The sequence below is a fragment of the Rhodococcus sp. DMF-1 genome (genome assembly GCF_021441945.1).
Lineage (GTDB): Bacteria > Actinomycetota > Actinomycetes > Mycobacteriales > Mycobacteriaceae > Rhodococcus > Rhodococcus ruber.
Genome location: NZ_CP090442.1, coordinates 1,305,964 through 1,331,499, shown reverse-complemented (window position 1 = coordinate 1,331,499; position 25,536 = coordinate 1,305,964). Strand labels below are relative to the sequence as shown.

Here is a 25,536-nt window from a genome sequence, read left to right as displayed (position 1 = left end):
GGCGGACTCGACGGGGACGGGCGCCGCGGTCCGCGGCCGGCCGGCGCGTCGGCGCGGTCCCGCCGGCAACAACTAGCCTGGAGCGGTGCTGCTTCCGGAACTGATCCCCGACATCGTCGACGAGGACTCGTTGTTCGACGCCTTCACCGCCTTCACGACCGGGCGCGGCCTCTCGCTGTATCCGGCGCAGGAGGAGGCGCTGCTCGAACTGGTCTCCGGGTCGAACGTCATCCTCGCGACGCCCACCGGGTCGGGCAAGTCGATGGTCGCACTCGGTGCGCACTTCTTCGCCCTGGCCACCGGTAAGCGCACGTTCTACACGGCCCCGATCAAGGCCCTGGTCAGTGAGAAGTTCTTCGCGCTGTGCGAGGTGTTCGGCGCCGATCGGGTCGGGATGATGACCGGTGACGCCTCGGTGAACCCCGGTGCCCCGATCGTCTGCGCCACCGCCGAGATCGTCGCCAATCTGGCGCTGCGCGAGGGCGCCGACTCGGACATCGGCCAGGTGGTGATGGACGAGTTCCACTTCTACTCCGAGCCGGACCGTGGCTGGGCCTGGCAGGTGCCCCTCGTCGAGCTGCCCCGTGCGCAGTTCCTGTTGATGTCGGCGACCCTCGGCGACGTCACGTTCCTGCAGAAGGACCTGACCCGTCGCACCGGCCGCCCCACCACCGAGGTCTCCGGCTCCGAGCGGCCGGTGCCGCTGTCGTTCACCTATTCCCAGAAGCCGATCGGCGAAGAGATCGAGGAACTGGTCACCACCCATCAGGCCCCCGTCTACGTCGTCCACTTCACCCAGGCCGCCGCCCTGGAACGAGCGCAGGCCCTGACCAGCGTCAGCATGTGCTCCCGCGAGGAGAAGGAGGCGATCGCCGAGGCGATCGGCGCGTTCCGGTTCTCCACCGGTTTCGGCAGGACGCTCTCGCGGTTGGTGCGGCACGGTATCGGCGTGCACCACGCCGGGATGTTGCCGAAGTACCGGCGACTCGTCGAGCGGCTGGCCCAAGACGGCCTGCTCAAGGTCATCTGCGGCACCGACACGCTGGGCGTGGGCATCAACGTGCCCATCCGGACGGTGCTGCTGACCGGCCTGACGAAATTCGACGGCACCCGGACCCGGCAGCTCAAGGCCCGCGAGTTCCATCAGATCGCCGGCCGCGCCGGCCGCGCCGGGTTCGACACGATGGGCACCGTCGTGGTGCAGGCACCCGAGCACGAGATCGAGAACGTGCGGGCCCTCGCCAAGGCCGGTGACGACCCGAAGAAGCGCCGCAAGGTGCAGCGTAAGAAGGCTCCCGAAGGGTTCGTCTCGTGGGGCGAGGGCACGTTCGACAAGCTCGTCGCCGCCTCCCCCGAGCCCCTCACCTCGCGCTTCTCCGTGAGCAATTCCATGTTGCTGAACGTGATCGCCCGTCCGGGCAGCTGCTTCGAGGCGATGCGTCACCTGCTCGAGGACAACCACGAGACGCGCCCGGCCCAGCGCCGGCACATCCTCAAGGCGATCTCGCTGTATCGGGGGCTCGTGCAGGCCGGCGTGGTGCAGCAGCTCGACGAGCCCGACGAGTTCGGCCGGACGGCGCGACTGACGGTGGACCTGCAACGCGACTTCGCGCTGAACCAGCCCCTGTCGCCGTTCGCGCTCGCCGCGATCGAGCTGCTCGACATCGACTCCCCCACCTACGCGCTGGACGTGGTGTCCGTGATCGAGTCGACGCTCGACGATCCGCGGCAGATCCTCATGGCCCAGCAGCACGCCGCCCGTGGTGAGGCCGTGCAGCAGATGAAGGCCGACGGCATCGAATACGAGGAGCGGATGGAGCTCCTCGAGGAGATCACCTGGCCGAAGCCGCTCGCGGACCTGCTCGAGCCGGCCTTCGAGACGTACCGCACGGGGCACCCGTGGGTCTCGGAGTTCCCCCTGTCCCCCAAGTCGGTCGTGCGGGACATGGTCGAGCACACCATGACGTTCGCCGAACTGGTCGGCCACTACGGGCTGGCCCGCTCGGAGGGGCTGGTGCTGCGCTACCTCGCGGACGCCTACCGGGCCCTGCGCCAGACGGTTCCCGACGCGGCCCGCACCGAGGAACTCGAAGACCTCACCGAGTGGCTGGGCGAGCTGATCCGCCAGGTCGATTCGAGCCTGCTCGACGAGTGGGAGTCGCTGACCAATCCCGGCATCGAATCCGACGATCAGCAGGTGGCCTTCGGTGCGGACGTGCCCAAACCGATCTCGGCGAACCCACGGGCGTTCAAGGTGATGGTGCGCAACGCGATGTTCAAGCGGGTGGAACTGGCGTCGCGACGACGCTGGGACGCACTCGCCGGCCTCGGCGACGGACTCGAAGCGCAGGACTGGGCCGATCTCCTCGAACTGTACTTCGAGGAGTACGACGAGATCGGCACCGGTCCCGACGCGCGGGGCCCGCAACTGTTCACCGTCGTCGAGGAGAAGGACCTGTGGCGCGTCCGGCAGACCTTGGCCGACCCCGAAGGCGACCACGGCTGGGCGCTGCTCGGCGAGGTGAACCTCGCCGAATCCGACGCGGCCGGCGAGGTCGTGTTCGACGAGTTCGAGATCGTCGAAGGCTGAGCCGTGCCGCCGCACCTCGTCCTGCGCAATGCCCGCACCGCTCCCGGCGCCGACCCGGTCGACCTGCCGATCACCGGCGACCGCGTCGTCTCCGATCCCGCGGGCGGCGCCGAGACCGTCGACGTCGGGGGGCGACTGGTACTGCCGGGACTGTGGGACGCGCACGTGCACTTCGACCAGTGGGCCCTCGCGCACGCCGCGCTCGACCTGTCGGGCGCGACGTCGGCCGCGCACGCGGTCGCGCTGGTGGCCGCCCGCCTGGTCGTCGACCCCGCTCCCGTCGTGGTCGCGCGCGGCTTTCGCGACGGGCTGTGGCCGGACGCACCCACCGCAGCGGTGCTCGATGCGATCGCCCCCGCCCGGCCGGTCGTCGCGCTCAGCGCGGACCTGCACTGCGCCTGGTTCAATACCTCCGCGCTACAACACTTCTCGCTGCATCCACATCCCACGGGATTGCTGCGCGAGAGCGAGTTCATGCCGCTGATGAACGACATCCAGCGCGTGGACGCCGAGGTGCGCGACCGGCTCGTGGACGCCGCGGCCCGAGCGGCCGCGGCCCGGGGTGTCGTCGGGGTCGTCGACTTCGAGATCGCCGACAATCTGGCCGCCTGGTCACGCCGCATCGGCGCCGGGACGCGGTACCTGCGTGTCCGGTGCGGCATCTGGCCCCGGTGGCTCGGTGCCGCGATCGCGGCGGGAATGCGGACCGGCGACCCGGTGCCCGGCACGGCGGGTCTGGCGACGGTCGGTCCCGTGAAGGTGATCGTCGACGGGTCGCTCGGCACCCGCACCGCCTACTGCCACGAGCCGTATCCCGACGGCGAGCACGGGGTGCTGACGGTGCCCCCGGAACAACTCGAGCCGCTGATGCGCCACGCCCACGACCACGGGTTCGAGAGCGCAGTCCACGCGATCGGCGACCACGCGTGTGCGCACGTGCTCGACGCGTTCGCCGCCACCGGGGCACACGGCAGCGTGGAACACGCTCAGCTCGTGGCCGAGCGCGACGTCCCACGCTTCGCGCGGTCCGGTATCGCGGCGAGCATCCAGCCGGCGCACGTGTACGACGACGTGGACCTGGCCGAGCGGTACTGGCCCGGCCGGACGCACCGCTCGTTTCCGTACGCGACGCTCCACGCGGCGGGCGCGCGCCTCGTCCTCGGCTCCGACGCACCGGTCGCACCCCTCGATCCGTGGCGGACCCTGGCCGCCGCGATCGACCGCACCCTGCCCGACGGCCGCGTCTGGCACCGCGAGCAGGAACTGGATCTGCAGGTGGCGCTCGCAGCGTCCACCGGCGGCCGGACCCGCGTCACCGCCGGCGACGTCGCCGACCTGGTGGTGCTCGACGCGGACACGCTGCCCCGCTCCGGCGCGGAGCTGGCCGCGACGGCGGTGTGGGGCACGATGCTCGGCGGCCGTTGGACGCACGGGCCGCTAGCCTGAGCGGGTGAGCGAAGAGTCCGCCCCGGCGTTCCGGCTGGGCTACGTCCCCGGTGTCACCCCCGGGAAATGGGCGCGGGTGTGGGCGGAACGGATACCCGACGTCCCCCTGGAACTGGTACCGGTGGCGGCCGCGGCCGGCGAGAGCGCGGTGCGCGACGGCACGGTCGACGCCGCGGTGCTGCGATTGCCGCTGCCTCGCGACGGACTGTCGGTGATCAATCTCTACACCGAGACGTCGGTGGTGGTCGTGCCCGAAGACCATGTGGTCGCGGCAGTCGACGAACTGGACGTCGCGGATCTCGCGGAGGAAACGGTGCTGCACCCGCGCGACGACGTGCTGGACTGGGCGCGCCTGCCGGGACAGGAGGCGTTCGAGCGGCCGGCTACGACGGAGGCGGCCGTGTCGTACGTCGCCTCGGAGGTGGGGGTGCTGGTCGTGCCGCAGTCGTTGGCGCGGCTGTACCACCGCAAGGATCTGACGTATCGGCCGGTGACCGACGCCCCGCAGTCCCAGGTGGGACTGGTGTGGCCGTCGGAGCGGACCACCGAGCTGGTCGAGGAGTTCGTCGGGATCGTGCGGGGCCGCACCGCCAACAGCTCGCGGGGCCGGCAGGACGAATCCCAGCCGAAGCAGAAGCGGCGCGGGGAACGCCAGGGTTCGCAACCGAGGAAGGTCGTCGGCGACAAGAAGCCGAAGACCCGCCGCGGCAATGCGGGACGCCCGAAGAGCGCCGGACGTGCGCGGCGGCGTCGATAGCGGGTCCGGCGCGGTGACCGGTCTCGGAGCGGGGAGGCTGCAGGACACCGCGCGCAGAGCCCGGCGTACCCGGCGGCTCACCCCGAACGCACGAGGCAGAACACGTGGCCGCCCGGATCACGGTAGGTACGAAAGGTAGGGCTGGGATTGGGACCCGCGACGCGGGTCGCGCCGTGCCGCAGGGCCCACGCCTCCGCGGCCTCGAGGTCGTCCACCTCGAGGTCCAGGTGCGCCTGCAACCGCACCCCGCCGTCCGGCCACCTCGACGGGGTGAATTCGGGTGCCAGCTGGAACGCCAGGCCCCCACCGGCAGGGGCACGCAACTGGACCCAGTCGTCGTCGGTGGCGGCGTCGTCGATGTCCCAGCCGAGCAGCGCGGCATAGAACGAGGCCAGCCCGGACGGATCCGGTGTGTCGAGGACGTAGACCTGAAGTGCGATGGCGGGGCGCGACATGGGCTCATGATCCCGCGAAGTCACCGGCCGGGGCCGGGGAACGCGGCCATTCGACGGCGCGGGCTCCCGTCGACGGCACAGGCCGTGCGGGCTCTCACCCGGTCCCAGGGGGCACGACCTCGATCTCGCGTCCCCACGAGACACCGGGAGCGGCGGGCAGCCGGTCTCCGCTCCAGAACCGTCCGGGGTCGTACCAGTTGCTGCCGCGTCCGCGCTGCTCGAGCAGGCCCATCGCCTCGAGGGTCGCGCCCACCACCTCGGCGCAGTACGCGCGCTCGAGGCCCGCGTCCGCCGGACGTGTGCGCCACGGCAGCCGGCCCGCGAACCAGCGCCCCGCCAGCCGGCTCGTCGAGGGGAACGGCGTGCCGTCCAGCCGGGCGACGGTGCGCAGCAGCTGATCCTCCTGCGCCGGCGTCACCTCGACGCCGAGCTGGCGCAGCCAGCCGCGCTGCCCGTACCGGGCGCTCCACACCTGCACCGCCTCGCGCAGGTCGTGCAGCTGCACACCGCGGTGGTGCCGGCCGGTCCACATGTCGGGCAGGCTCCTGCCCAGCTCGGCGTGCCACATCAGTGGGGGCAGGTCGTCGAGCACCACTGCCAGGCCGACGTGGTTGACGGGGGCGTTGGTCAGCGTCTGGATCGCGCGGTCGGCGTGGCTGCTGCCGCGAAAGATCCAGAGATCACCGGTGCGGGTCACCGCCACCGCGTCGTCGAGGGTGATCCGGGCCTGCGCTGAGCGCCGCTGCTGCATGATCGACAGCCTCTCACGCGGGGAGGTAGCGGGATCCGGCGCCGGATCGCGGCAGCGGCCGACCCGCCGGCGCCACCCCGCATCGATACGCCTCGCCCGAGGTTGACAGTGCGGCAGACGGCGCTACGGTGCAGGGATGGACCACGAGGTCCGGTACGCCGCCGGCGGAGATGTCAGCATCGCATACCAGGTGCTGGGCAGAGCGGGACCCGACCTCGTCTTCGTTCCGGGATTCGTCTCACACCTCGACCTCGCCTGGGAAGAGCGGTTCTTCGCGCGTTTCCTGCGCAGCCTGGGGTCGTTCACCCGGCTGATCTGGTTCGACAAGCGGGGAACCGGCCTGTCGGACGTGCCACGGGAGGAGGTGTCCATGGACGCCTGCGTCGAGGACGTCCGGGTCGTGATGGACGCCGCCGGGTCCCGGCGGGCGACCCTGTTCGGGGTCGCCGTCGGCGCCGGGATCTGCACCTCGTTCGCATTGAAGTACCCCGGCCGCACACGTTCGATGATCCTGTGGGACGCGCATGCCCGGCTCCTGGAGGACGACGGGTATGCGGCGGGGTGGAGCGAGGAGTTCTTCTCGTCGGTCCTGGCCGGCATCGACGAGGGGTGGGCGACGGGCTCCGGTATCGCGTCGATGAATCCGACACTGGCCGGGGACGAGCGGTATCGATCCTGGTTCGCGCGTCACGCCCGGGCGGCGGCGGGCCCGGCGCAGGCACGGGAACTGTTCCGGCTCTGCGCCGCGACCGATCTTCGTCCGAGGCTGCACGAGATCCGAGTTCCGACGCTTCTGCTCCACCACGTCGACGATCCGTGGCTGTCGGTCGAACACTCCCGCTACGTCGCGGCGCGCATCCCGGGCGCGACGCTCGTCGAACTACCCGGGATCGATCACTGGCCCTGGATCGGCGACATGGACGCGGTGCTGATCGAGATCGAGGCCTTCCTGACGGGGGTACGGCGGGGCCGCCGGAACCGCCCGGCGTGGGGGCCGGAGGCCCTGACCACCCGGGAACGAGAGGTGGGCGCGCTGGCCGTCGCCGGACTCAGCTCCCTGGAGATCGGCCGGCGCCTGTTCATCGGCGAGCGGACGGTCGAGACCCACCTCGCCAACATCTACGCGAAGCTCGGCATCAACTCGAGGGTGGAGCTGGTGCGGCGAGCGGTCGACTTCGGTCTGTGAGCCGGCCTCCGGCACCGCCGGGACGGCGCGCGACGTCCGTACTGGTACCGATGCACTCATCTCTGGTGAGCGCATACCGTTCTCTTCGAAAGCGGTTGCAGGAGGTGCATCATGAACAGGCACGCCGAACTCGGCCACCGGCAGTCGATCCACGATCTGATCCCTCGCCTGCGACAGGCGTCCACACTGCGCGACGGACCGGAGTCGGTCCGTGCGGTTCTGGCCGCGGCAGTCGCCGACGACAGCGACTGGCTGGACCCGCAGTACCAGGAGCGTCCCGAGACGCGGGACTGGGTGCTGTACCCCGTCCACCGGGCCTCGGACGGGCACCTGTCGATCCTGGTGGCGGTGTTCAGGGCCGGAGTGAGCACTCCGGTCCACAATCACGGTGCGTGGGCGGTGGTCGGCGTGTACCGGGGCCGGGAACGTGAGACGTGGTATCGCCGGCTCGACGACGGGCGTGTGCCGGGCAGGGCCCGGCTCCAGGTTGCCGACACCTTCGTGAACCCGCGGGGCACGGTGACCGTCGTACCCGACGGAACGATCCACTCGGTGGAGGCGCTCGACGGGACCGATGCGATCTCGATCCACGTCTACGGCACGGACATTCTCACGCAGAACCGCAGCACGTTCGATCTGCGGACGGGGAGCGAGGCGCCCTTCCGTCCCGACTTCACCGACCTCGGATCCGAGCGCTGACGGCCCGGCGCCGACGGCTGTTTCACCGTATCCACCGGAAGGAGGAGGGGTGACGACGAGAGCGGAGACCCGCGATCGACGATCCGCCGGACAGCTGCCGGAGCGGGACCCGGTACGGGTGGAGCTCCGGCCGGTCGACGCGGTCGATGTGACGACGCTGGTGGACAACTCCTCCGATGTGCTTCTGCCCGACGTGGGGCCCGTCCGCCGCTGGGGGCTGGCCGGATCGGCAGGTCCGCTCCCGATCGTCCCCAGCGATCTGGCGGTCGGATTCCGGACTGTCGACCTCCTCCGTGCGGAGCACGGGTTCTCCGTACTGATCGAGATCCGGGTCGGCGAAACCACGCACCGCGTCCTCTACGACGCGGGGGCCACGCCGGACGGGCTGATGGCGAACCTCGATCGGCTGGCGATCTCCCCGGACGGCATCGAGGCGATCGTGTTCAGCCACGGCCACTTCGACCACGTCATGGGTCTGCAGGGCCTCGCCCGCCGGCTCGGCTCCCGGCGCCTGCCGATCCTCGTGCACCCCGATTTCTGGACGCGCCGGCGCATCGTCGGTCCCGGCGGCGCCTTCGAGCTACCGACACCGAGCCGCGCGGCGATCGAGGGCGCGGGGTTCGTCGTCGTCGAGAACCGGCGCCCCTCCTTCCTGCTCGACGGAATGCTCCTGGTGACCGGCCGGATCGCGCGGACCACCGGGTACGAGACCGGCATGCCGGGCCATCAAGTCCACCGGGACGGCCGCTGGCGGCCCGACCCGCTGATCGACGACGACCAGGCCGTCGTCCTGCACCTCCGCGAGCGGGGACTCGTCGTTCTCACCGGATGCGGGCACGCCGGGCTGATCAACATCCTCGAGCACGCCGAGCGGCTCACCGGGGTCGGCCGGCTCCACGCCGTCCTCGGCGGGTTCCATCTCCGCGACGGTCCGATCGTCCCTCGGACGGTGACCGCCCTCGCGGCGGCGGACCCGGCCGTGGTCGTGCCCGCCCACTGCACGTCCTGGAAGGCGCAGCACGCGCTGTTCACCGCCCTCCCGGACGCGTTCCACCCCAATGCCGTCGGTAGTCGATTCGAGTTCCGGACACGCCCGCAGCCGGATACGACCGGGACGCAACGGATCACCGGACAGGCCCTGAAACACACTGTCCGCCCGGAGCGGCCGGGAGATCGCGCCGGTCGACGGTGACGAGCATCGGTCACAGGTGAGCGCGGCCCCGGCCCGACCCCTGCCGTCTAGGCTCGCGCGCATGGCATTGAAGGGCAGGCAGTGGTGGAAACTCGTCGGGCTCGCCGGAGCGGTCGGCGTCGCCGCGACGGGCGCAGTCGTGATGCGCGACGAGCGCAGGCGGCGTGCGTACACCCCCGACGAGGTACGCACGAAGCTGCACGACCGCTACGCCCGCGTCGCCGCCGCGCACGACACGCAGAGCGCGGTGCCCCTGGACGAGGTGACCACGGGACTGTGCACGCGGATCCGCACCGGGTTCCGGGGGATCCGGATCCGCCGCTGAGGCGACCCGCCCGGCCGGGCGGCTGCGCCGGCCGCCGATCACCCCAGGGCGGAGGCGAACCCGTCCGCGAGGTCCTGCACCTGCTCGTCCGTCATCACGAACGACGGCGAGATCTGCAGTGCACCCTGCCCCGCGGCCCGGCTCGAAATCCCGTGCTGCCGAAGCGTCTTCACGAACTGCAGCGCCTCGGACGCGTCGGCGAGCTGCACTGCGGCCACGGCACCGAGACCGCTGCGGACCTCCGCGACGCGCGGGTGCTCGGCCAGCGGGGACAGCTTCTCGTGCAGGGTCCGCTCCAGCCGCGCCGACTCGGCGAGCAGGTTCTCGCGCTCGAGGATGTCCAGGTTCGCCAGGGCCGCCGCCGCGGCACCGGCATGCCCGCCGTAGGTGTAGCCGTGCCGCCACCACACCCCGCCGGCGAAGAACGGTTCGGCCACCTTGGGCGACACGAACACCGCGCCCATCGGCACGTACCCGGAGGTGAGCCCCTTCGCCGTGGTCATCAGGTCCGGTTCCAGACCGAGCCGGTCCGAGGCGAACCACGAGCCGCCGATGCGGCCGAAGCCGGTGACCACCTCGTCGACCACGAAGAGCACGTCGTGCTCACGGCAGATGTCGCGGACCTCGGCGAGATAGCCCTCCGGCGGCAGGTACACGCCGCCCGCGCCGATGATCGGCTCGCAGAAGAACGCCGCGATCCGGTCGGCCCCGACCCGTTCGATGAGGGCGAGCAGCGACTTCGCGTCGTCCCACGACACCTTGGCGGCGTCGTCCCAGAGGTCGCCGTACCCCTCGGCGTTGACCGGGATTCCGGCGAGGGACGTGCCCCCGACGTGCATGCCGTGATAGGCCTTCTCCCGGCTGACGACGAGGGTCTTCTCCGGCCGTCCCAGCTCCTGCCAGTAGCGGCGCGTCAGCTTGGCCGCCGTGTCGATCGAATCCGAACCGCCGGAGGTGAAGAAGATCTTGCTGCCGGGAACGGGTGCGATCGTGGCGAGCCGTTCCGCCAGTTCGACGGTCGGCTCCGCGGCCAGGTCGCCGAAGTTGGAGTAGTGCGCCACCTTCGCCAGTTGCGCTGCCACCGCGTCACCGATCTCGGAGCGGCCGTGACCGACGTTCGCGAACCAGAGGCCGGCGGTGGCATCGAGATACCTGGTGCCGGCCCGGTCCCAGATGTAGGCGCCCTCGCCGCGCGCGACGACGAACGCACCGTCCCGTTCGACGGCACCCATGTCTGCGAACCCGTGCCACAACGCGCCCACGATCTGCTCCTGTTCCACGAACGGCGATGAAACCGCCATCCTATGCGCCGGGCGGCGCGCAGCGAGAACGCGCGCTTCGCTAGGCTGTACATCCAGCATGTCCACCTCACGCGAGACTCCGCACTCCCCCGCCCCGCCCGGGCCGACACGCCGTGACCTGAAGTCGGCCCTCACCGACGTGTCGCTGCGCGACGAGCATCGCCTTCGCCGGCGGCTCGACCGGGCCCGCCGGCCCGGGGACCTGGCGAAGATCGCCGCCGAGATCGAGCAGGCCCGACTGCGGCTCGCCGCGCGGGTGGCCGCCGCGCCGACCGTCACCTATCCCGAGAACCTCCCGGTCTCGCAGCGCAAGGACGACATCGCCGCCGCCATCCGCGACCACCAGGTCGTCATTGTCGCCGGGGAAACCGGGTCCGGCAAGACCACCCAGATCCCGAAGATCTGCCTCGAACTGGGGCGCGGGGTGCGCGGCCTGATCGGGCACACGCAGCCGCGCCGCATCGCCGCCCGCGCGGTCGCCGAGCGCATCGCCGAGGAACTCGACTCCGAGCTCGGCGACACCGTCGGCTACACCGTCCGGTTCACCGACCAGGTGTCGGACGCAACCCTGATCAAGCTGATGACCGACGGCATCCTCCTCGCCGAGATCCAGCGCGATCGGCTGCTGCGCCGATACGACACCCTCATCATCGACGAGGCACACGAACGCAGCCTCAACATCGACTTCATCCTCGGCTACCTCAAGGAACTGCTGCCCCGGCGACCGGACCTGAAGGTGATCATCACCTCGGCGACGATCGACCCCGAGCGGTTCGCGAACCACTTCGCAGCAGCCGACGGCACGCCCGCACCCATCGTCGAAGTCTCCGGCCGCACCTATCCGGTCGAAGTCCGCTACCGGCCCCTGACGATCGAGGTGGGCGACACACTCGTCGACCGCGACCCGGTCGACGCCGTCTGTGAGGCGGTCGAGGAACTCGCCGCAGAAGGCGACGGGGACATCCTCGTCTTTCTCTCCGGTGAACGCGAGATCCGGGACACCGCCGATGCCCTGCGCGACCGCAGACTCCGGGGCACCGAGATCCTGCCCCTGTATGGACGGCTGTCGGCCGCCGAGCAGCACCGGGTGTTCACCCCGCACACCGGCCGGCGAGTGGTGTTGTCCACCAACGTCGCCGAGACCTCGCTCACCGTCCCGGGCATCCGCTACGTCGTCGACCCCGGCACCGCGCGGATCTCCCGCTACTCGGTGCGCACCAAGGTCCAGCGACTGCCGATCGAGGAGATCTCGCAGGCCTCGGCCAGGCAGCGGTCCGGGCGCTGCGGTCGTGTCGCCGACGGCATCTGTATCCGGCTGTACTCGGAGGAGGACTTCGAGGCCCGCCCCGAGTTCACCGAGCCGGAAATTCTGCGCACCAACCTCGCCTCGGTCGTGCTGCAGATGACGGCGCTCGGACTCGGGGACATCGCCTCGTTCCCCTTCGTCGAAGCCCCCGACCCGCGCGCCGTCCGCGACGGCATCGCGCTGCTCGAGGAGCTCGGGGCGCTCGAGCGGGCCGCGAAGGACGAACTGCCCCGGCTCACCGGGACCGGGCGCGAACTCGCGCTGCTGCCGGTCGATCCGCGGATGGCACGGATGATCGTGGAGGGGCACCGCAACGGATGCCTGCGCGAGGTCCTGATCATCGTCGCGGCCCTGTCGATCCAGGACGTGCGCGAGCGACCGGCCGAGTTCCAGCAGGCGGCCGACGAGAAACACGCCCGGTTCGCCGTGGAGGGCTCGGACTTCCTCGCGTACCTGCAGTTGTGGGACTACCTCAAGCAGCAGCGGAAGGAACTGTCGTCCAGCAGGTTCCGCAAGATGTGCCGCGACGAGTTCCTGCACTGGCTGCGGATCCGGGAATGGCAGGACCTGCAGGGCCAGCTCCGTCAGATCACCCTGAATCTCGGCTGGGAGACCCGGCACCAGGACGTCGGGCCCGACTCGATCCACCAGTCGCTGCTGGCGGGGCTGCTCTCGCACGTCGGCCTGCGCGAGGGCGAGAAGCGGGACTTCCTCGGCGCGCGCGGAACCCGGTTCGCGATCTTCCCCGGTTCGTCGCTGGCCAGGAAGCCGCCGCGCTGGGTGATGGCGGCCGAGCTCGTCGAGACGTCGCGGCTGTGGGCCCGGACGGCGGCGCGCATCGAACCCGAGTGGGCCGAGAAGCTCGCGCCGCACCTGGTCAAACGCACCTATTCCGAACCGCACTGGTCGACCAAGCGCGAGGCGGCCATGGCCTACGAGCGGGTCACGCTCTACGGCATCCCCCTGGTGGCGCAACGGCCGGTGCAGTACGGGGCGATCGACCGGGAGACCTCCCGCGAGCTGTTCATCCGGCACGCCCTCGTCCAGGGCGAGTGGCGGACGCGCCACAAGTTCTTCCATGCCAATCGCGCGCTGCTGGACGACGTCGAGGCGCTCGAGCACCGGGCCCGCCGGCGCGACATCCTCGTCGACGACGAGACCCTGTTCGACTTCTACGACCAGCGCGTCGGACCGGAAGTCGTGTCGGCGCGGCACTTCGACACGTGGTGGAAGAAGGAGCGGCAGAAGAACCCCGAACTGCTCACCTTCACCCCGGACACGGTGGTCAACCAGGACGCCGCCGCGGTCCTCGGCGGCGACTACCCCGACGCGTGGCGGCAGGGCGATCTGCAGTTCCCCCTCACCTACCAGTTCGAGCCGGGCACGGAGGAGGACGGCGTCACCGTCCGCATTCCCGTCGCGCTGCTCGCCGGGGTCCGGCCCGTCGGCTTCGACTGGTCGGTGCCCGGCATGCGGGTCGACCTGGTCACCGCTCTCATCAAGACGCTCCCCAAACATCTTCGCCGCCAAGTGGTTCCGGCACCGGACTTCGCCGCGGCGGCCCTCGCGTCGGTCCGGCCCCGGTCCGAGCCGCTCGTCAACGCGATGGCCCGGGAACTGTCGCGGCTCGGGGCGACACGGATCGAGCCGAGCGACTTCGAGCCGACCGCGCTGCCGGACCACCTGCGGATGACGTTCGCCGCCGTCGACGAACAAGGATCGGTTCTCGCGCGCAGCAAGAGCCTGACCGATCTGCGGAGGCGGCTGGGAACCCGCGTCGAGGCCGAAGTCTCGCGGGCGGCGTCGAGCACCGAACGGGAGCCGGCACTGGTCTGGACAGCCGAGACCCTCGGCACCCTCGAACCGACGGTGACACGCACCGTGGCCGGACAACGCGTGACGGGATATCCGACGCTGGTCTCCGAGGATCGTGGTGTGGCGGTCCGGGTGCTCAGCACCTCGCAGGCGCAGCAGGCCGCGATGCGCACCGGGTTGCGGGCACTGCTCCTCGAGGCAGTCCCCATGCAGGCCCGCGCTGCTGCGTCGGGCCTGAGCAACAGCGAGCGGCTGGCGCTCGGACGCAACCCCGACGGCTCCTTCGAGGATCTGCTCGAGGACTGCCGGGCCTGCGCGGTGGACGAGTCGATCGTCCGGCACGGCAAGCCGGTACGCACACCCGACGAGTTCAGCGCGTTGGCGAAGGTGGTGCGCGCCGAGTTGCCGGGCCGGGTCGCGGCGCTGCTGAAACTCGTCGTGCCCGCCCTGGCGCGCGCGCACGACGTGGAAGTCCTGCTCGAGAAGGTGCGCGGCGAGGCTGCCGAGGACGTGCGGGAACAGCTGGCCTCGCTGCTGTTCCGCGGATTCGTCACCGAACTCGGCAGTGCCCGGCTCGCCGATCTGCCCCGCTACCTGGCCGCGGCGGCGCATCGGCTCGAAGCGCTGCCGGCGAGCGCGCACCGCGATCGGCAAGGCATGGACGTGCTGGACCGGGTCTACGCCGAGTACGACCGCCTGCTCGCACGGCTGCCGCAGGAGCGGGCCACCGCCGCCGAGGTGGTGGCGATCTCGTGGATGATCGAGGAGCTACGGGTCAGCCTGTTCGCCCAGCATCTCGGAACCCGTGGGCCGATCTCGGAGCAGCGGATCCTCAAGGCCGTCGCGGCGATTCGCTGAGCGGCGACGCGTCCCGCCGGGCGCTCAGTTCTCGGATCCGGTCTCGCGCCGGTGCTGGTGCTCGCGCAGCTCCTTGATCTCGCGTTCGAAATCCTCTGCGGAGCTGAAGGACCGGTAGACGGACGCGAACCGCAGGTACGCCACCTCGTCCAGGTCGCGCAGGGGTCCGAGGATGGCCAGACCGACCTCGTTGCTCGGAATCTCCGGGGACCCCTTGGCCCGCACCGCGTCCTCGACCTGCTGGGCGAGGAGGTTGAGGGCATCGTTGTCGACGTCGCGTCCCTGACAGGCGCGAGCTACGCCGCGCACCACCTTCTCCCGGCTGAACGGTTCGGTGACGCCGCTGCGTTTGACGACCGACAGCACCGCCGTCTCGACCGTGGTGAACCGTCTTCCGCACTGGGGGCATGCCCTCCGGCGCCGGATCGCGGCCCCCTCGTCGGCTTCACGGGAATCGACGACGCGGGAATCGGGGTGCCGGCAATACGGGCAGTACATGTCGATTCCTTCGTCGTAGCCGTGCTGGCCGCGACGTCGGCGTCGAACCGATGCCGTCCTCCCGAGACCGGACCCACCGGCAGGCGAATCGCTCTCGGCGCGACCACACGAGGTGGTGTCACTGACAAGAGTCGACAATACCTGCATACCCGGGTCGTCGGCCGAACCCGGTGCCTGCCCGCCCATGCCTGTTCACCGCGGCGCGGAGGCCGGAACGAGCAGGGTCTGGCCGGTGCGGAGGCGACCGTCCGGCATGGCATTGAGGTCGAGGATCCGCTCGATCGCCTCGGACCGGGACAGACCCGGAGCCACCCGGGCCGCGACGTCGCCGAGCGATTCGCCCGCCTGCACGACGGTGACGTCGGTGCGTGCGGCGCCGGCCGCGACCTGACTGGTGCGCAGGTGCGCGATGCCGAGCAGTCCCGCAGTCACGAGCGCGGTCAGCAGCGCCGTCGCCAGTATCGTGCCCGGGCGGGTGTGTGCGACCTCGGCCGGCCGGTGCGGGACGCGTGAGACCCGGACCGGAGCGCGCCGGTAGTCCACGATCCCCCCGTCCGGACGGACGGGAAGCCGGCGGGCGGGCGCCTCGTGGGGGCGCCGCACGAGATGCGTCGTCCCTGCCCGGCGTACCCGGTCCTCGGTGTCCTGCGGCCCGGTGTCCTGCGGCCCGGTGTCGTGCGGCCCGGTGTCGTCGAACTGCCGGTGGTTCCGTTCGGTTCGGCGCACTGCTGATGTCCTCATCGAGGCCTCCGTGTCACTCGCCCGCGGGACGGTGCCCGCGACGTGTCGCTCGTCCGCGGGACAGGACCCGCAGCGGAACTTCGGTCATCGCTCGATCGACGGCCGTTCGATCACCTGTTCGAAGGAACGTATGTTCGATGTGTACCACGTCGCTCCGACAAAGTCAGCACAACGGGCGGAAAACGTCGAACAGATGTTTGATAACCGGGCCGCGGAGAGCTAGATTCGATCCATCACATCCAGCACATCCGACACACGACGCACGGAGGTCACGACATGACGGACGGCCATCCCCCGGCGGGGCGGAGCCGGACGACCACCGCGGATCCGGCCGTCGGCCTCACGGAACGCCAGCGCCGCGTCCTCGAGGTGATCCGCGAATCGGTCACCCAGCGCGGCTACCCTCCGAGCATCCGCGAGATCGGCGACGCAGTGGGCCTCAACTCCACCTCGTCGGTGGCGCACCAGTTGCGCACCCTCGAGCGCAAGGGTTTCCTCCGGCGCGATCCGAACCGTCCCCGCGCGGTGGACGTGCGCGGGCTCGAGGATTCGCAGCCGCCGGCGCCGCAGGCGCAGCCGGTGGACGGGGTCGATGTCGCCGCCGAGTCGGCCACGGCGGCTGCCATGGTCCCCGTGCTGGGCAGGATCGCCGCGGGCGGGCCGATCCTGGCGGAGGAGTCCGTCGAGGACGTGTTCCCGCTCCCGAGAGAACTGGTAGGTCAGGGTTCGCTGTTCCTGCTCAAGGTGGTCGGCGAGTCGATGGTCGACGCGGCCATCTGCGACGGCGACTGGGTCGTGGTGCGCCAGCAGAACGTCGCGGACAACGGGGACATCGTCGCCGCGATGCTCGACGGTGAAGCGACCGTGAAGACGTTCAAGCGCGTACACAACGACGTGTGGCTGATGCCGCACAACCCGATGTTCGAACCGATCCCGGGCAACGACGCGGTGATTCTCGGCAAGGTCGTGACCGTGATCCGCAAGATCTGACCTCGCCCCTTCCGCAGAACGCGCACGGCGGCGCCGCGATTCGCGGCGCCGCCGTGCATGTCCCGGTGGGGTCAGAGATTCAGGCCGCGGCCGATGATGTCCTTCATGATTTCGTTCGTCCCGCCGTAGATCTTCTGCACGCGGGCGTCGAGATACGCCTTCGCGACCGGGTATTCACGCATGTAGCCGTATCCGCCGTGCAGCTGCAGGCACCGATCGATCAGCTCGACCTGCTTGTCGGTGGTCCAGAACTTGGCCATCGCCGCCTCCTGCACGCTCAGGGTGCCGGCATTGAGCTGCTCGATGCACTTGTCCACGAACACGCGTGCAAGGGTGGTCTCGGTGGCCAGCTCGGCCAGCTCGAAACGGGTGTTCTGGAAGCTGCCGATCGACTTGCCGAATGCCTTGCGGTCCCGGCAGTACTGCATCGTGTCCTCGAGCACGGCTTCCATCGCCGCCGCCGCCACCACCGCGATCGACAGACGTTCCTGCGGCAGGTTCTGCATCAGGTAGATGAAGCCCATGCCCTCCTCACCGAGGAGGTTGGCGGCAGGCACCCGCACGTCGGTGAAGTGCAGTTCGGCGGTGTCCTGCGCCGCGAGGCCGATCTTGTCGAGGTTGCGGCCCCGCTCGAAGCCCGCCATCCCGCGCTCGACGACGAGGAGCGAGAAGCCCTGCGCGCCCTTCTCCGGGTCGGTGCAGGCGACGACGATCACCAGGTCCGCGTTGATGCCGTTGGTGATGAAGGTCTTGGAACCGTTGAGGATCCACTCGTCGCCGTCGCACACCGCGCGGGTCTTGATGCCCTGCAGGTCGCTGCCCGTACCGGGCTCGGTCATCGCGATCGCAGTGATGATCTCGCCGGAACAGAATCCCGGCAGCCAGCGCTGCTTCTGCTCCTCGTTCGCCAGCTTCAGCAGGTATGGGGCCACGACGTCGTTGTGCAGCATGAAACCGATGCCGCTGAACCCTCCGCGGGTGGTTTCCTCGGTGACGATCGTGTTGTAGCGGAAGTCCTCGACACCGCCGCCGCCGTACTCCTCGGGCACGGCCATGCCCAGGAAACCCTGCGCGCCGGCCTTCTTCCAGACCTCGCGGTCGACGATCTTGTCCTGCTCCCACTGCTCGTGGAAGGGAGCCACCTCCTGCTCGAGGAACTTCCGGTACGACTCCCGGAAGAGTTCGTGCTCGGGCTCGAAGAGGGTGCGTTCCATGTGCGCTCCTGTATCCGATGACGTACGTCACGCTCACGGTAGACATCGGAAGGCCCGTCTGACGCTGACAGGAACGAGCGTTATTTGTGACCGGACACGCCGGGCGCTCGACGGCGCAGGTCCGCCGCGCGGCGCAGGAGCGGGTAGGCGATCAGGATGCCGATCGAACCCCACGCGATGCCGCCGAGCTCGACGGAGCCCACGGTGAGGGTGAGGTCGCCGATCCCGGCCACCAGCGCGGCGGCGGCCACCGTGAGGTTGACCGGATCGGTGAAGTCGACCTTCGCCTCCATCCAGATCCGCACGCCGAGAATGCCGATCAGGCCGTACAGGACCAGGGTGGCGCCGCCGAGCACCCCGTCGGGGACGGTGAAGACGAGGGCCCCGAACTTCGGCGAGAAGGCGAGGACCACGGCGGTCGCGGCAGCCACCCAGTACGCCGCGGTCGAGTACACCCGCGTCGCGGCCATCACGCCGATGTTCTCCGCGTAGGTGGTGGTGCCCGAGCCGCCGCCGACCCCGGCGAGCGTCGTGGCCAGGCCGTCGGCGAGCAGCGCGTCGCCCGCGACGTCGTCGAGGTTGCGGCCGGTCATCGCCGCCACGGCCTTGACGTGGCCGACGTTCTCGGCGACGAGAACCACCACGACGGGCAGCGCCAGCAGCACCACGGAGAGCTCGAACGCCGGGGCGCGCAGTTCGGGCAGGCCGAACCATGCGGCGTCACGCAGGGCCGTGACGCGTTCCTCGGCGAGTCCGCCGGTGACGGCGGCGAATATCCAGCCGACGACGACGCCGACGAGAATGCCGAGACGGCCGACGAGTCCGGGGCCCAACACGGTGACGAGCAGGATGGCGGTCAGCGTGATCGCCGCGACGAGCGGCTGGGCTTCGAAGGACCCGACCGCGACCGGCGCGAGATTCAACCCGATGAGCGCGACGATCGCGCCGGTCACCACGGGGGGCATCAGTGCGTCGACGACGCGGGATCCCAGCGCCCTGACGACGAGTCCGACGAGGACGAGGGCGAGGCCCACGGCGACGATGCCGCCGAGCTGGGCGGCGGGGCCCTCCGCGGCCGAGGCCGTCAGCGGTGCGATGAACGCGAACGACGAGCCGAGGTAGCTCGGTACCCGGCCGCGGGTGATCAGCAGGAACAGGGCGGTGCCGACGCCGGAGAAGAGCAGCGTCGTGGTGACCGGGAAGCCGGTGATCGTCGGCACGAGCAGCGTCGCGCCGAACATGGCGACGACGTGCTGCATGCCGATGCCCACGGTGCGGGGCCAGGACAGTCGTTCGTCCGGGGCGACGACCTCGCCGTCGGCAACGCGACGCCCGTCGCCGTGCAGGGTCCAGCCCAACCCGGCCGTCCGTGTCCTCAGTTGTTCCTTCACAACGGGGAATGGTAGGCGCCCGCCCCGGTCCGGTCGCATCGGCTGCTCCCGGCGGCAATCGCGTCCGTCAGGCGAGTACGCGGGCCGCCGCGTCGCGGGCTTCCCCGGGGTCGACGGCGCGGAGCACCTCGTCCGCGGCCTCGCGGCAGCGGTCGAGGGTCACCGCGGCGAGTCGGGACCCGACACCGGCGACGGCCGCGGCCGCACACGACAGCGAGGTGACCCCCATGCCGGCCAGGACACAGCCGAGCAACGGGTCGGCGGCCGCCTCCCCGCACACCCCGACTCGCTTGCCGGCGGCGCGTCCGGCGGCGGCGGTGCGGGCGACCAGGGCCAGCACAGCCGGCTGCCACGGATCGGTGAGGGATGCGAGGTGGGGCGACATGCGGTCCGCGGCCATCGTGTACTGCGCGAGGTCGTTGGTGCCGATCGACAGGAAGTCGACGTGTTCGAGGAGACGTTCGGCGAGCAGCGCGGCGGCCGGCACCTCCACCATCACGCCGGGCACGAGCCCGCGGGCGCGGACGGCAGCGGCGAAGTGTGCGGTCTCGGCGACGGTCGCGATCATCGGTGCCATCACCCAGGGCTCGGTGCCCGTGCGCGCGGCCGCGGCGGCGACGGCGTCGAGCTGCCGGTCGAGCAGTCCCTCGGTGGCGTTCGCAATCCGGATGCCGCGCAACCCGAGTGCCGGGTTGTGCTCGTCGGGATGGTCGACGAAGCGCAGGGGCTTGTCGGAGCCCGCGTCGAGGGTCCGCAGGACGACCTTGCGGCCGGCGAAGGCGCTGAACACCTCGGCGTAGATCTCCGCCTGCTCCTCGACGGTGGGTTCGGTTTCCCGGTCCAGGAAGCACAGCTCGGTCCGGAACAGGCCGACTCCCTCTGCGGGGGTCGCGCGGGCCGCGCGGGCACCGGCGCCGTCCTGAACGTTGGCGAGGATCTCGACGCGATGCCCGTCCTCGGTGGCGCCCGGGCCGGCCCACGACGCGATGCGCGCCTGCTCGCTGCGGGCCGCGGCGACCGCAGCGGCCGCCTCTTCGGGGTCGGGATCGAGGCGGAGCTCACCGGCCGCGCCGTCGAGCAGGACGCGGACGCCGGCCGGGACGGTGTCGAGGTCGGCCGCCGCGACCACGCAGGGGACGCCGAGCTGGCGGGCGATGATCGCGGTGTGACTGGTGGGCCCGCCGAGGGTGGTGGCGAGTCCGATCACCCGGCTCGGGTCGAGGCCGGCGGTGTCGGCGGGGGCGAGGTCCTCCGCGAGCAGGATGGACGGCTCGTCGGGCAGGTCGAGGCCGGGTTCGGGATGGCCGGCGAGTTCGGCGATCACCCGGTCGCGGATGTCGAGAAGATCGGTGACGCGCTCGGCCATCAGCCCGCCGAGCTTGGTGAACATGTCCGCGAACTGGTCGGTGGCGCCGACTGCGGCCTCGATCGCGCCGGATCCGCTGCGGATCTTCGCGGCGACGGCGCCGAGCCACCCGCGGTCCTCGGCGAGCTGGGCGTTGGCGAGCAGAACCTCGGCGGCGGCGCCCGAGGCTCGCCCGGCGCGACTGCGCAGCCGCTCCGCGACCGCGCCGGCGGCGGCCCGGAAACGCTCGGCCTCGGCGTCGCGTGCGGTGTCCGGGATGCGCTCGAACGTGGTGGGGATCTGTGGCCGCGGGGCGGGGCGTACGACGGGCCCGTAGGCAACCCCGGGCACGACCGGCGTGCCCCGCACGATCGAGATCTCCGCCGCTGCGGGGATCGCCTTCTCCATGTCTCCTCCTCGCCGCCCGGTGTGTCGGGATGAGCCTCCGGGGTAATTCTGTGATCGAGATTACTCCGAACCATTGACATGTCAACACATACGGGCGTAAAACAACATGAAACAACATTCAGCGGCAAGGAGCCCGGCGTGTACGCAGAGGAACGGCAGCAGGCGATCGCCGAGTTGATCGGCCGGCGGGGACGGATGTCCGTCGCCGACCTGGCCACCCGCTTCCGCGTCACCACCGAGACCGTCCGCCGGGATCTGGCCCTGCTCGAACGGCTGGGACATGTGCGCCGTGTGCACGGCGGCGCCATCCCCACCGCTGCACTCACCGTCACCGAACCCGCACTGAACGAGCGCGAACACACCCACGCCGCGCAGAAGGACCGGATCGCAGCCGCGGCGGCCCGGTATCTCCCCGCCGCCGGCGGCAGCGTGGTGTTCGACGCCGGCACCACCACCGGCCGCCTGGTGGCGGCCCTGCCCGCCGACGTGGACCTCGAGGTGGTCACGAACTCGGTTCCCATCGCCGCGCGGCTCGCCGGACTCGGATCGGTGCGTCTGCACATGCTCGGCGGCCGGGTCCGCGGGATCACGCAGGCCACGGTCGGCGAGGATGCGCTGCGGTTCCTCCGCGCGCTGCACGTCGACGTCGCCTTCATCGGCACGAATGCACTCAGTGTCGGCCACGGCCTGTCCACTCCCGACCCGGACGAGGCCGCCGTCAAACGCGCGATGGTGCGCTGCGCCGACCGGGTCGTGGTCCTCGCCGACTCCTCCAAGATCGGCCGGCAGCACCTCATCAGCTTCGCCCCCGTCGACGCCGTGGACGTTCTCGTCACCGACACCGAGCTCGACGACACCGACTGCAAAGAACTCACCGACAACGGAATCGAGGTGGTGACGGCATGATCGTCACGCTGACCGCCAATCCGAGCCTGGACCGGACGGTGGCGCTGACGGGCCCCCTCGTCCGCGGCGCCGTGCACCGCGCCGCCGCCACCCGCGTGGACCCAGGTGGCAAGGGCGTCAACGTCGCCCGGGTGCTCCGCGCGGCCGGACGCCCGGTCCTGGCGGTCCTGCCGGGGAACACCGGCGACCCGCTGCTCACCGCGCTCGACGACCACGGCATCGGCTACCGCGCCGTGCCGACCGGGGGTCCCGCCCGCAGCAACATCACCGTCGCCGAGCCCGACGGCACCACCACCAAGTTCAACGAACCCGGGCCGGCGTACACGCAAGGCACCCTGGAGTCGCTGCGCCGGACCGTCGTGGACGCCGCCGCCGCCGCCCACTGGCTGGTGATGTCCGGATCCTTGCCACCCGGTGTGCCGACCGACTGGTACGCCGACCTCGTCCGCGCCGTCCGCGCCGCCGTTGACGGGTCCGCCTGCCGAATCGCCGTGGACACCTCCGAGTCGCCCCTGCTGGCGCTCGCGGCCGGGTTCCCGGACGCCGCACCCGATCTGCTCAAGCCGAACTCGGACGAGCTCGCACAGCTCACCGGCGCGGACGCCACCACCCTGGAATCGGCGGCGGCCGCCGGCGACACCGAACCCGTCGTCGCGGCAGGACGACGACTGGTCGAACGTGGCGTCGGGGCGGTACTGGCCACACTCGGCGCGGCGGGCGCGGTCCTGGTCACCGACGAGGGTGCGTGGCACGCAGTCCCCGGCCCCGTGACCGCGCGCAGCACCGTCGGCGCCGGCGACTCCTCCCTCGCCGGCTATCTCGTCGCGGAGCTGGCCGGACTCGATCCCGCCGAACGGCTCCGCCACGCCGTCGCATACGGCTCGGCAGCCGTGGCCCTGCCCGGCACCACGCTGCCCGGACCCGACGACGTCGCCACCGGCGCTGTCGAGGTCACCCCGATCCGTCCCCGCCCCCTCGGCACCCCCTCCCCGGTCCTCCCTCACCCCCAGTAAGGACACGCCATGCCAGACCTCGCCTCCGGCCCCGCCTCCGGACCCGCGATCATCGACGACGGCCTGATCGCACTCGACGCAGACCTCGGCGCCGACAAGGAGTCGGTCATCGCCGCGCTCGCCGCGCGGCTCGCCGACGCCGGCCGCGCCACCGACGCGGCGGCACTGACGGCCGCCGCCCTGGACCGGGAGGCCAAGTCGGCCACCGGCCTGCCGGGTGGGATCGCCATCCCGCACTGCCGCGCGGACGCCGTCGCCACCGCATCGCTCGGCTTCGCGCGGCTGTCCCCCAAGGTGGACTTCGGCGCCCCCGACGGACCCGCGGACCTCGTGTTCCTGATCGCCGCCCCGGAGGGGGCCGGTGCCGAGCACATGAAGCTGCTCTCCTCGCTCGCCCGGGCGCTCGTGCGGCCGGACTTCGTCGGTTCGCTGCGCGAGGCCGCCACCGCTGCGGACGTGGTCGCGCTGGTCGAGGGAGTGCTTCCGAAGCCGGCGCCGGCTACCGCTGCGGCCGCCGAGCCCACGCCGCCCGCCACCGAACCCACGCCGGCCCCCGCGACCGCCGAGCGCACCATCGTCGCCGTCACCGCCTGCCCGACGGGGATCGCCCACACCTACATGGCCGCCGACGCCCTCAAAGCCGCGGGTGAGCGCGCCGGAGTCACGGTGCGGGTCGAGACCCAGGGCTCGAGCGGCAGCACACCGCTGCCGGCGTCCGTGATCGCCGGCGCCGACGCCGTCATCTTCGCCACGGACGTCGGCGTGAAGAACCGGGAACGGTTCGCGGGCAAACCGCTCGTCGCCTCGGGTGTCAAACGAGCCATCAACGAGCCCGACGTGATGGTCGCCGAGGCGGTCCGCGCGGCGAAGGATCCGTCCGCGAGCACCGTCGACGCGGCCGCCGTCGCCGCCGCCGCCGACGAATCCTCGTCCGGCGAGGTGGGCTGGGGAGTTCGGCTACGGCAGATCCTGCTGACCGGCGTGAGCTACATGATTCCCTTCGTCGCGGCGGGCGGCCTGCTGATCGCTCTCGGCTTCCTGCTCGGCGGGTACGAGATCACCGAGCCCGCCGCCGACATCGTGGTGAACAACTCGCTCACCGACCTGCCGGACGGCGGCCTGCCCACCTACCTCGGCGCGGTGCTCTTCCAGCTCGGCTCGCTCGCGTTCTCGTTCCTGGTGCCCGCACTCGCCGGCTACATCGCCTTCGCGATCGCCGACCGGCCCGGTCTGGCACCCGGCTTCACCGCCGGCGCGGTCGCCGTGTTCGTCGGTGCCGGGTTCATCGGCGGCCTCGTCGGCGGCATCATCGCCGGCTTCGCCGCGCTGTGGGTGGGCCGCATCCCCGTCCCGGTGTGGGCGCGCGGCCTGATGCCGGTGGTGATCATTCCGCTGTTCGCGACCCTCGCCGTCGGCGCCCTGATGTTCCTCGTCCTCGGCAAGCCCCTCGCCGCGATCACCTCGGGCCTGACGAACTGGCTCAACGGCCTGTCCGGGAGCTCGGTCGTCATTCTGGGCGTGATCCTCGGCCTGATGATGTGCTTCGACCTCGGCGGCCCGGTCAACAAGGCCGCCTATGCGTTCGCCGTCGCCGGACTCGACGTCTCGAACAACGCATCGCTGCAGATCATGGCCGCCGTGATGGCCGCGGGCATGGTGCCGCCGCTGGCGATGGCGCTGTCGTCGACCCTGCGACCGGGGATCTACAGCACCGCCGAGCGGGAGAACGGCAAGGCCGCATGGCTGCTCGGGGCCTCGTTCATCTCCGAGGGCGCAATCCCGTTCGCGGCGGCGGACCCGCTGCGGGTTATCCCGTCCATGATGGCCGGCGGCGCCGTCACCGGCGCCCTGGTAATGGCGACCGGGACGACCCTCAGCGCCCCGCACGGCGGCATCTTCGTGTTCTTCGCCATCGGCAATCTGCTGTGGTTCCTCGTCGCCCTCGCCGCCGGCACCGTCGTGGGTGCGCTCTGCGTGACCCTGGCCAAGGAGGTGCACCGACCCGCCCACCTGCGCAGCAGCGACACCGCGGCCCAGCCTGCCGTCGCCTGATCCGATCGACGACCGTCCCTACCCCGAAGGAGTTCTCATGCCCAGCACCACCGTCACCGTCGGCTCGTCCATCGGCCTGCATGCCCGGCCTGCCGGCATCATCGCCGAAGCCGTGGTCGCCGCCGGAGTCCCGGTGACCCTCGCCGTGGACGGCGGCGAACCCGTCGACGCGGGCTCGGCGCTGCTCGTCATGACGCTCGGCGCCACCCAGGGCACCGAGGTCACCGTCACCAGCGACGACGCCGACGTGCTCGCCCGCATCGCCGAACTGGTGGCCGCGGACCTCGACGCCTGACC

General features: G+C 71.1%; 21 protein-coding genes. 13 read left to right on the top strand and 8 right to left on the bottom strand.

Translation table 11 applies throughout. The features are described from left to right. Positions 1-85: 85 nt before the first annotated feature. From LZP97_RS06185 to LZP97_RS06175, 3 genes are read left to right on the top strand one after another with little or no spacing between them, the layout of a single operon-like run. Positions 86-2,590, top strand: a complete 2,505-nt coding sequence (locus LZP97_RS06185; protein ID WP_017680653.1) for a DEAD/DEAH box helicase — start codon at positions 86-88, stop codon at positions 2,588-2,590. A 3-nt stretch (positions 2,591-2,593) separates the two neighbouring features. Next, positions 2,594-4,036, top strand: a complete 1,443-nt coding sequence (locus LZP97_RS06180) for an amidohydrolase (protein WP_048772816.1) — start codon at positions 2,594-2,596, stop codon at positions 4,034-4,036. Positions 4,037-4,040: 4 nt separating this feature from the next. Beyond that, a complete protein-coding gene (locus tag LZP97_RS06175; protein WP_048772814.1) occupies positions 4,041-4,793 on the top strand; it encodes a LysR substrate-binding domain-containing protein in 753 nt (250 codons plus the stop codon). A 77-nt stretch (positions 4,794-4,870) separates the two neighbouring features. On the opposite strand, the gene LZP97_RS06170 is transcribed toward LZP97_RS06175, so the two are convergent. Both LZP97_RS06170 and LZP97_RS06165 read right to left on the bottom strand, forming a co-directional pair. After that, complete coding sequence (locus LZP97_RS06170; RefSeq protein ID WP_017680656.1) at positions 4,871-5,248, bottom strand: VOC family protein; 378 nt, start codon at positions 5,246-5,248, stop codon at positions 4,871-4,873. Between the two features lie 94 nt (positions 5,249-5,342). Further along, entirely contained in the window at positions 5,343-5,999 is a 657-nt protein-coding gene (locus LZP97_RS06165) for a hypothetical protein (RefSeq protein ID WP_017680657.1), read from the bottom strand. 136 nt (positions 6,000-6,135) lie between these two features. Between LZP97_RS06165 and LZP97_RS06160 the strand changes: the two genes are divergently transcribed. The 4 genes from LZP97_RS06160 to LZP97_RS06145 all read left to right on the top strand — a co-directional run bounded on the left by LZP97_RS06160 (position 6,136) and on the right by LZP97_RS06145 (position 9,401). Beyond that, complete coding sequence (locus LZP97_RS06160) at positions 6,136-7,185, top strand: alpha/beta fold hydrolase (protein WP_010592618.1); 1,050 nt, start codon at positions 6,136-6,138, stop codon at positions 7,183-7,185. A gap of 111 nt (positions 7,186-7,296) precedes the next feature. Further along, positions 7,297-7,884, top strand: coding sequence for a cysteine dioxygenase family protein (locus LZP97_RS06155; protein WP_010592619.1), 588 nt, complete (start codon positions 7,297-7,299; stop codon positions 7,882-7,884). 49 nt (positions 7,885-7,933) lie between these two features. Continuing rightward, positions 7,934-9,076 (top strand): MBL fold metallo-hydrolase, encoded by a 1,143-nt coding sequence (locus tag LZP97_RS06150; RefSeq protein ID WP_048772811.1) that lies wholly within the window; start codon positions 7,934-7,936, stop codon positions 9,074-9,076. A gap of 61 nt (positions 9,077-9,137) precedes the next feature. Beyond that, the gene (locus LZP97_RS06145; RefSeq protein ID WP_010592622.1) at positions 9,138-9,401 is read left to right on the top strand and encodes a hypothetical protein; all 264 of its coding nucleotides are present in this window, start codon (positions 9,138-9,140) and stop codon (positions 9,399-9,401) included. A 38-nt stretch (positions 9,402-9,439) separates the two neighbouring features. Here the strand turns inward: LZP97_RS06145 and LZP97_RS06140 are convergent, their stop codons facing one another. Then, positions 9,440-10,702 carry an aminotransferase family protein gene (locus LZP97_RS06140; RefSeq protein WP_048772808.1) on the bottom strand — a complete coding sequence of 421 codons (1,263 nt, stop codon included), beginning with the start codon at positions 10,700-10,702 and terminating at the stop codon, positions 9,440-9,442. Positions 10,703-10,760: 58 nt separating this feature from the next. On the opposite strand from LZP97_RS06140, the gene hrpA reads away from it, so the two are divergent. Beyond that, positions 10,761-14,681 carry an ATP-dependent RNA helicase HrpA gene (gene hrpA / locus LZP97_RS06135; RefSeq protein ID WP_048772805.1) on the top strand — a complete coding sequence of 1,307 codons (3,921 nt, stop codon included), beginning with the start codon at positions 10,761-10,763 and terminating at the stop codon, positions 14,679-14,681. A 24-nt stretch (positions 14,682-14,705) separates the two neighbouring features. On the opposite strand, the gene nrdR is transcribed toward hrpA, so the two are convergent. After that, on the bottom strand, positions 14,706-15,179 hold the full coding sequence (nrdR, locus tag LZP97_RS06130) for a transcriptional regulator NrdR (protein ID WP_010592625.1): 474 nt from the start codon (positions 15,177-15,179) through the stop codon (positions 14,706-14,708). A gap of 192 nt (positions 15,180-15,371) precedes the next feature. Then, entirely contained in the window at positions 15,372-15,920 is a 549-nt protein-coding gene (locus tag LZP97_RS06125) for a LysM peptidoglycan-binding domain-containing protein (RefSeq protein ID WP_234574990.1), read from the bottom strand. 276 nt (positions 15,921-16,196) lie between these two features. Between LZP97_RS06125 and lexA the strand changes: the two genes are divergently transcribed. Continuing rightward, on the top strand, positions 16,197-16,910 hold the full coding sequence (gene lexA, locus LZP97_RS06120; protein WP_010592627.1) for a transcriptional repressor LexA: 714 nt from the start codon (positions 16,197-16,199) through the stop codon (positions 16,908-16,910). Positions 16,911-16,981: 71 nt separating this feature from the next. On the opposite strand, the gene LZP97_RS06115 is transcribed toward lexA, so the two are convergent. From LZP97_RS06115 to ptsP, 3 genes are all read right to left on the bottom strand, one after another. Further along, positions 16,982-18,124: an acyl-CoA dehydrogenase family protein gene (locus tag LZP97_RS06115; RefSeq protein WP_040271906.1), complete on the bottom strand. Its 1,143-nt coding sequence runs from the start codon at positions 18,122-18,124 to the stop codon at positions 16,982-16,984. Between the two features lie 80 nt (positions 18,125-18,204). Beyond that, positions 18,205-19,554: a uracil-xanthine permease family protein gene (locus tag LZP97_RS06110; protein ID WP_394855356.1), complete on the bottom strand. Its 1,350-nt coding sequence runs from the start codon at positions 19,552-19,554 to the stop codon at positions 18,205-18,207. Positions 19,555-19,582: 28 nt separating this feature from the next. Further along, positions 19,583-21,268 (bottom strand): phosphoenolpyruvate--protein phosphotransferase, encoded by a 1,686-nt coding sequence (gene ptsP / locus LZP97_RS06105; RefSeq protein ID WP_048772796.1) that lies wholly within the window; start codon positions 21,266-21,268, stop codon positions 19,583-19,585. A gap of 138 nt (positions 21,269-21,406) precedes the next feature. Here ptsP and LZP97_RS06100 point away from each other — a divergent pair, with 138 nt between their 5' ends. The 4 genes from LZP97_RS06100 to LZP97_RS06085 are packed head-to-tail and all read left to right on the top strand — an operon-like array spanning position 21,407 to position 25,534. Then, entirely contained in the window at positions 21,407-22,174 is a 768-nt protein-coding gene (locus tag LZP97_RS06100) for a DeoR/GlpR family DNA-binding transcription regulator (RefSeq protein WP_010592632.1), read from the top strand. Next, positions 22,171-23,187, top strand: coding sequence for a 1-phosphofructokinase family hexose kinase (locus tag LZP97_RS06095; RefSeq protein ID WP_040271897.1), 1,017 nt, complete (start codon positions 22,171-22,173; stop codon positions 23,185-23,187). Before LZP97_RS06100 ends, LZP97_RS06095 begins: the two co-directional genes overlap by 4 nt. 9 nt (positions 23,188-23,196) lie before the next feature. Beyond that, complete coding sequence (locus tag LZP97_RS06090; protein WP_010592635.1) at positions 23,197-25,239, top strand: PTS fructose transporter subunit IIABC; 2,043 nt, start codon at positions 23,197-23,199, stop codon at positions 25,237-25,239. A 37-nt stretch (positions 25,240-25,276) separates the two neighbouring features. Then, positions 25,277-25,534 (top strand): HPr family phosphocarrier protein, encoded by a 258-nt coding sequence (locus LZP97_RS06085; protein ID WP_010592636.1) that lies wholly within the window; start codon positions 25,277-25,279, stop codon positions 25,532-25,534. The last annotated feature ends 2 nt before the right edge of the window (positions 25,535-25,536 follow it).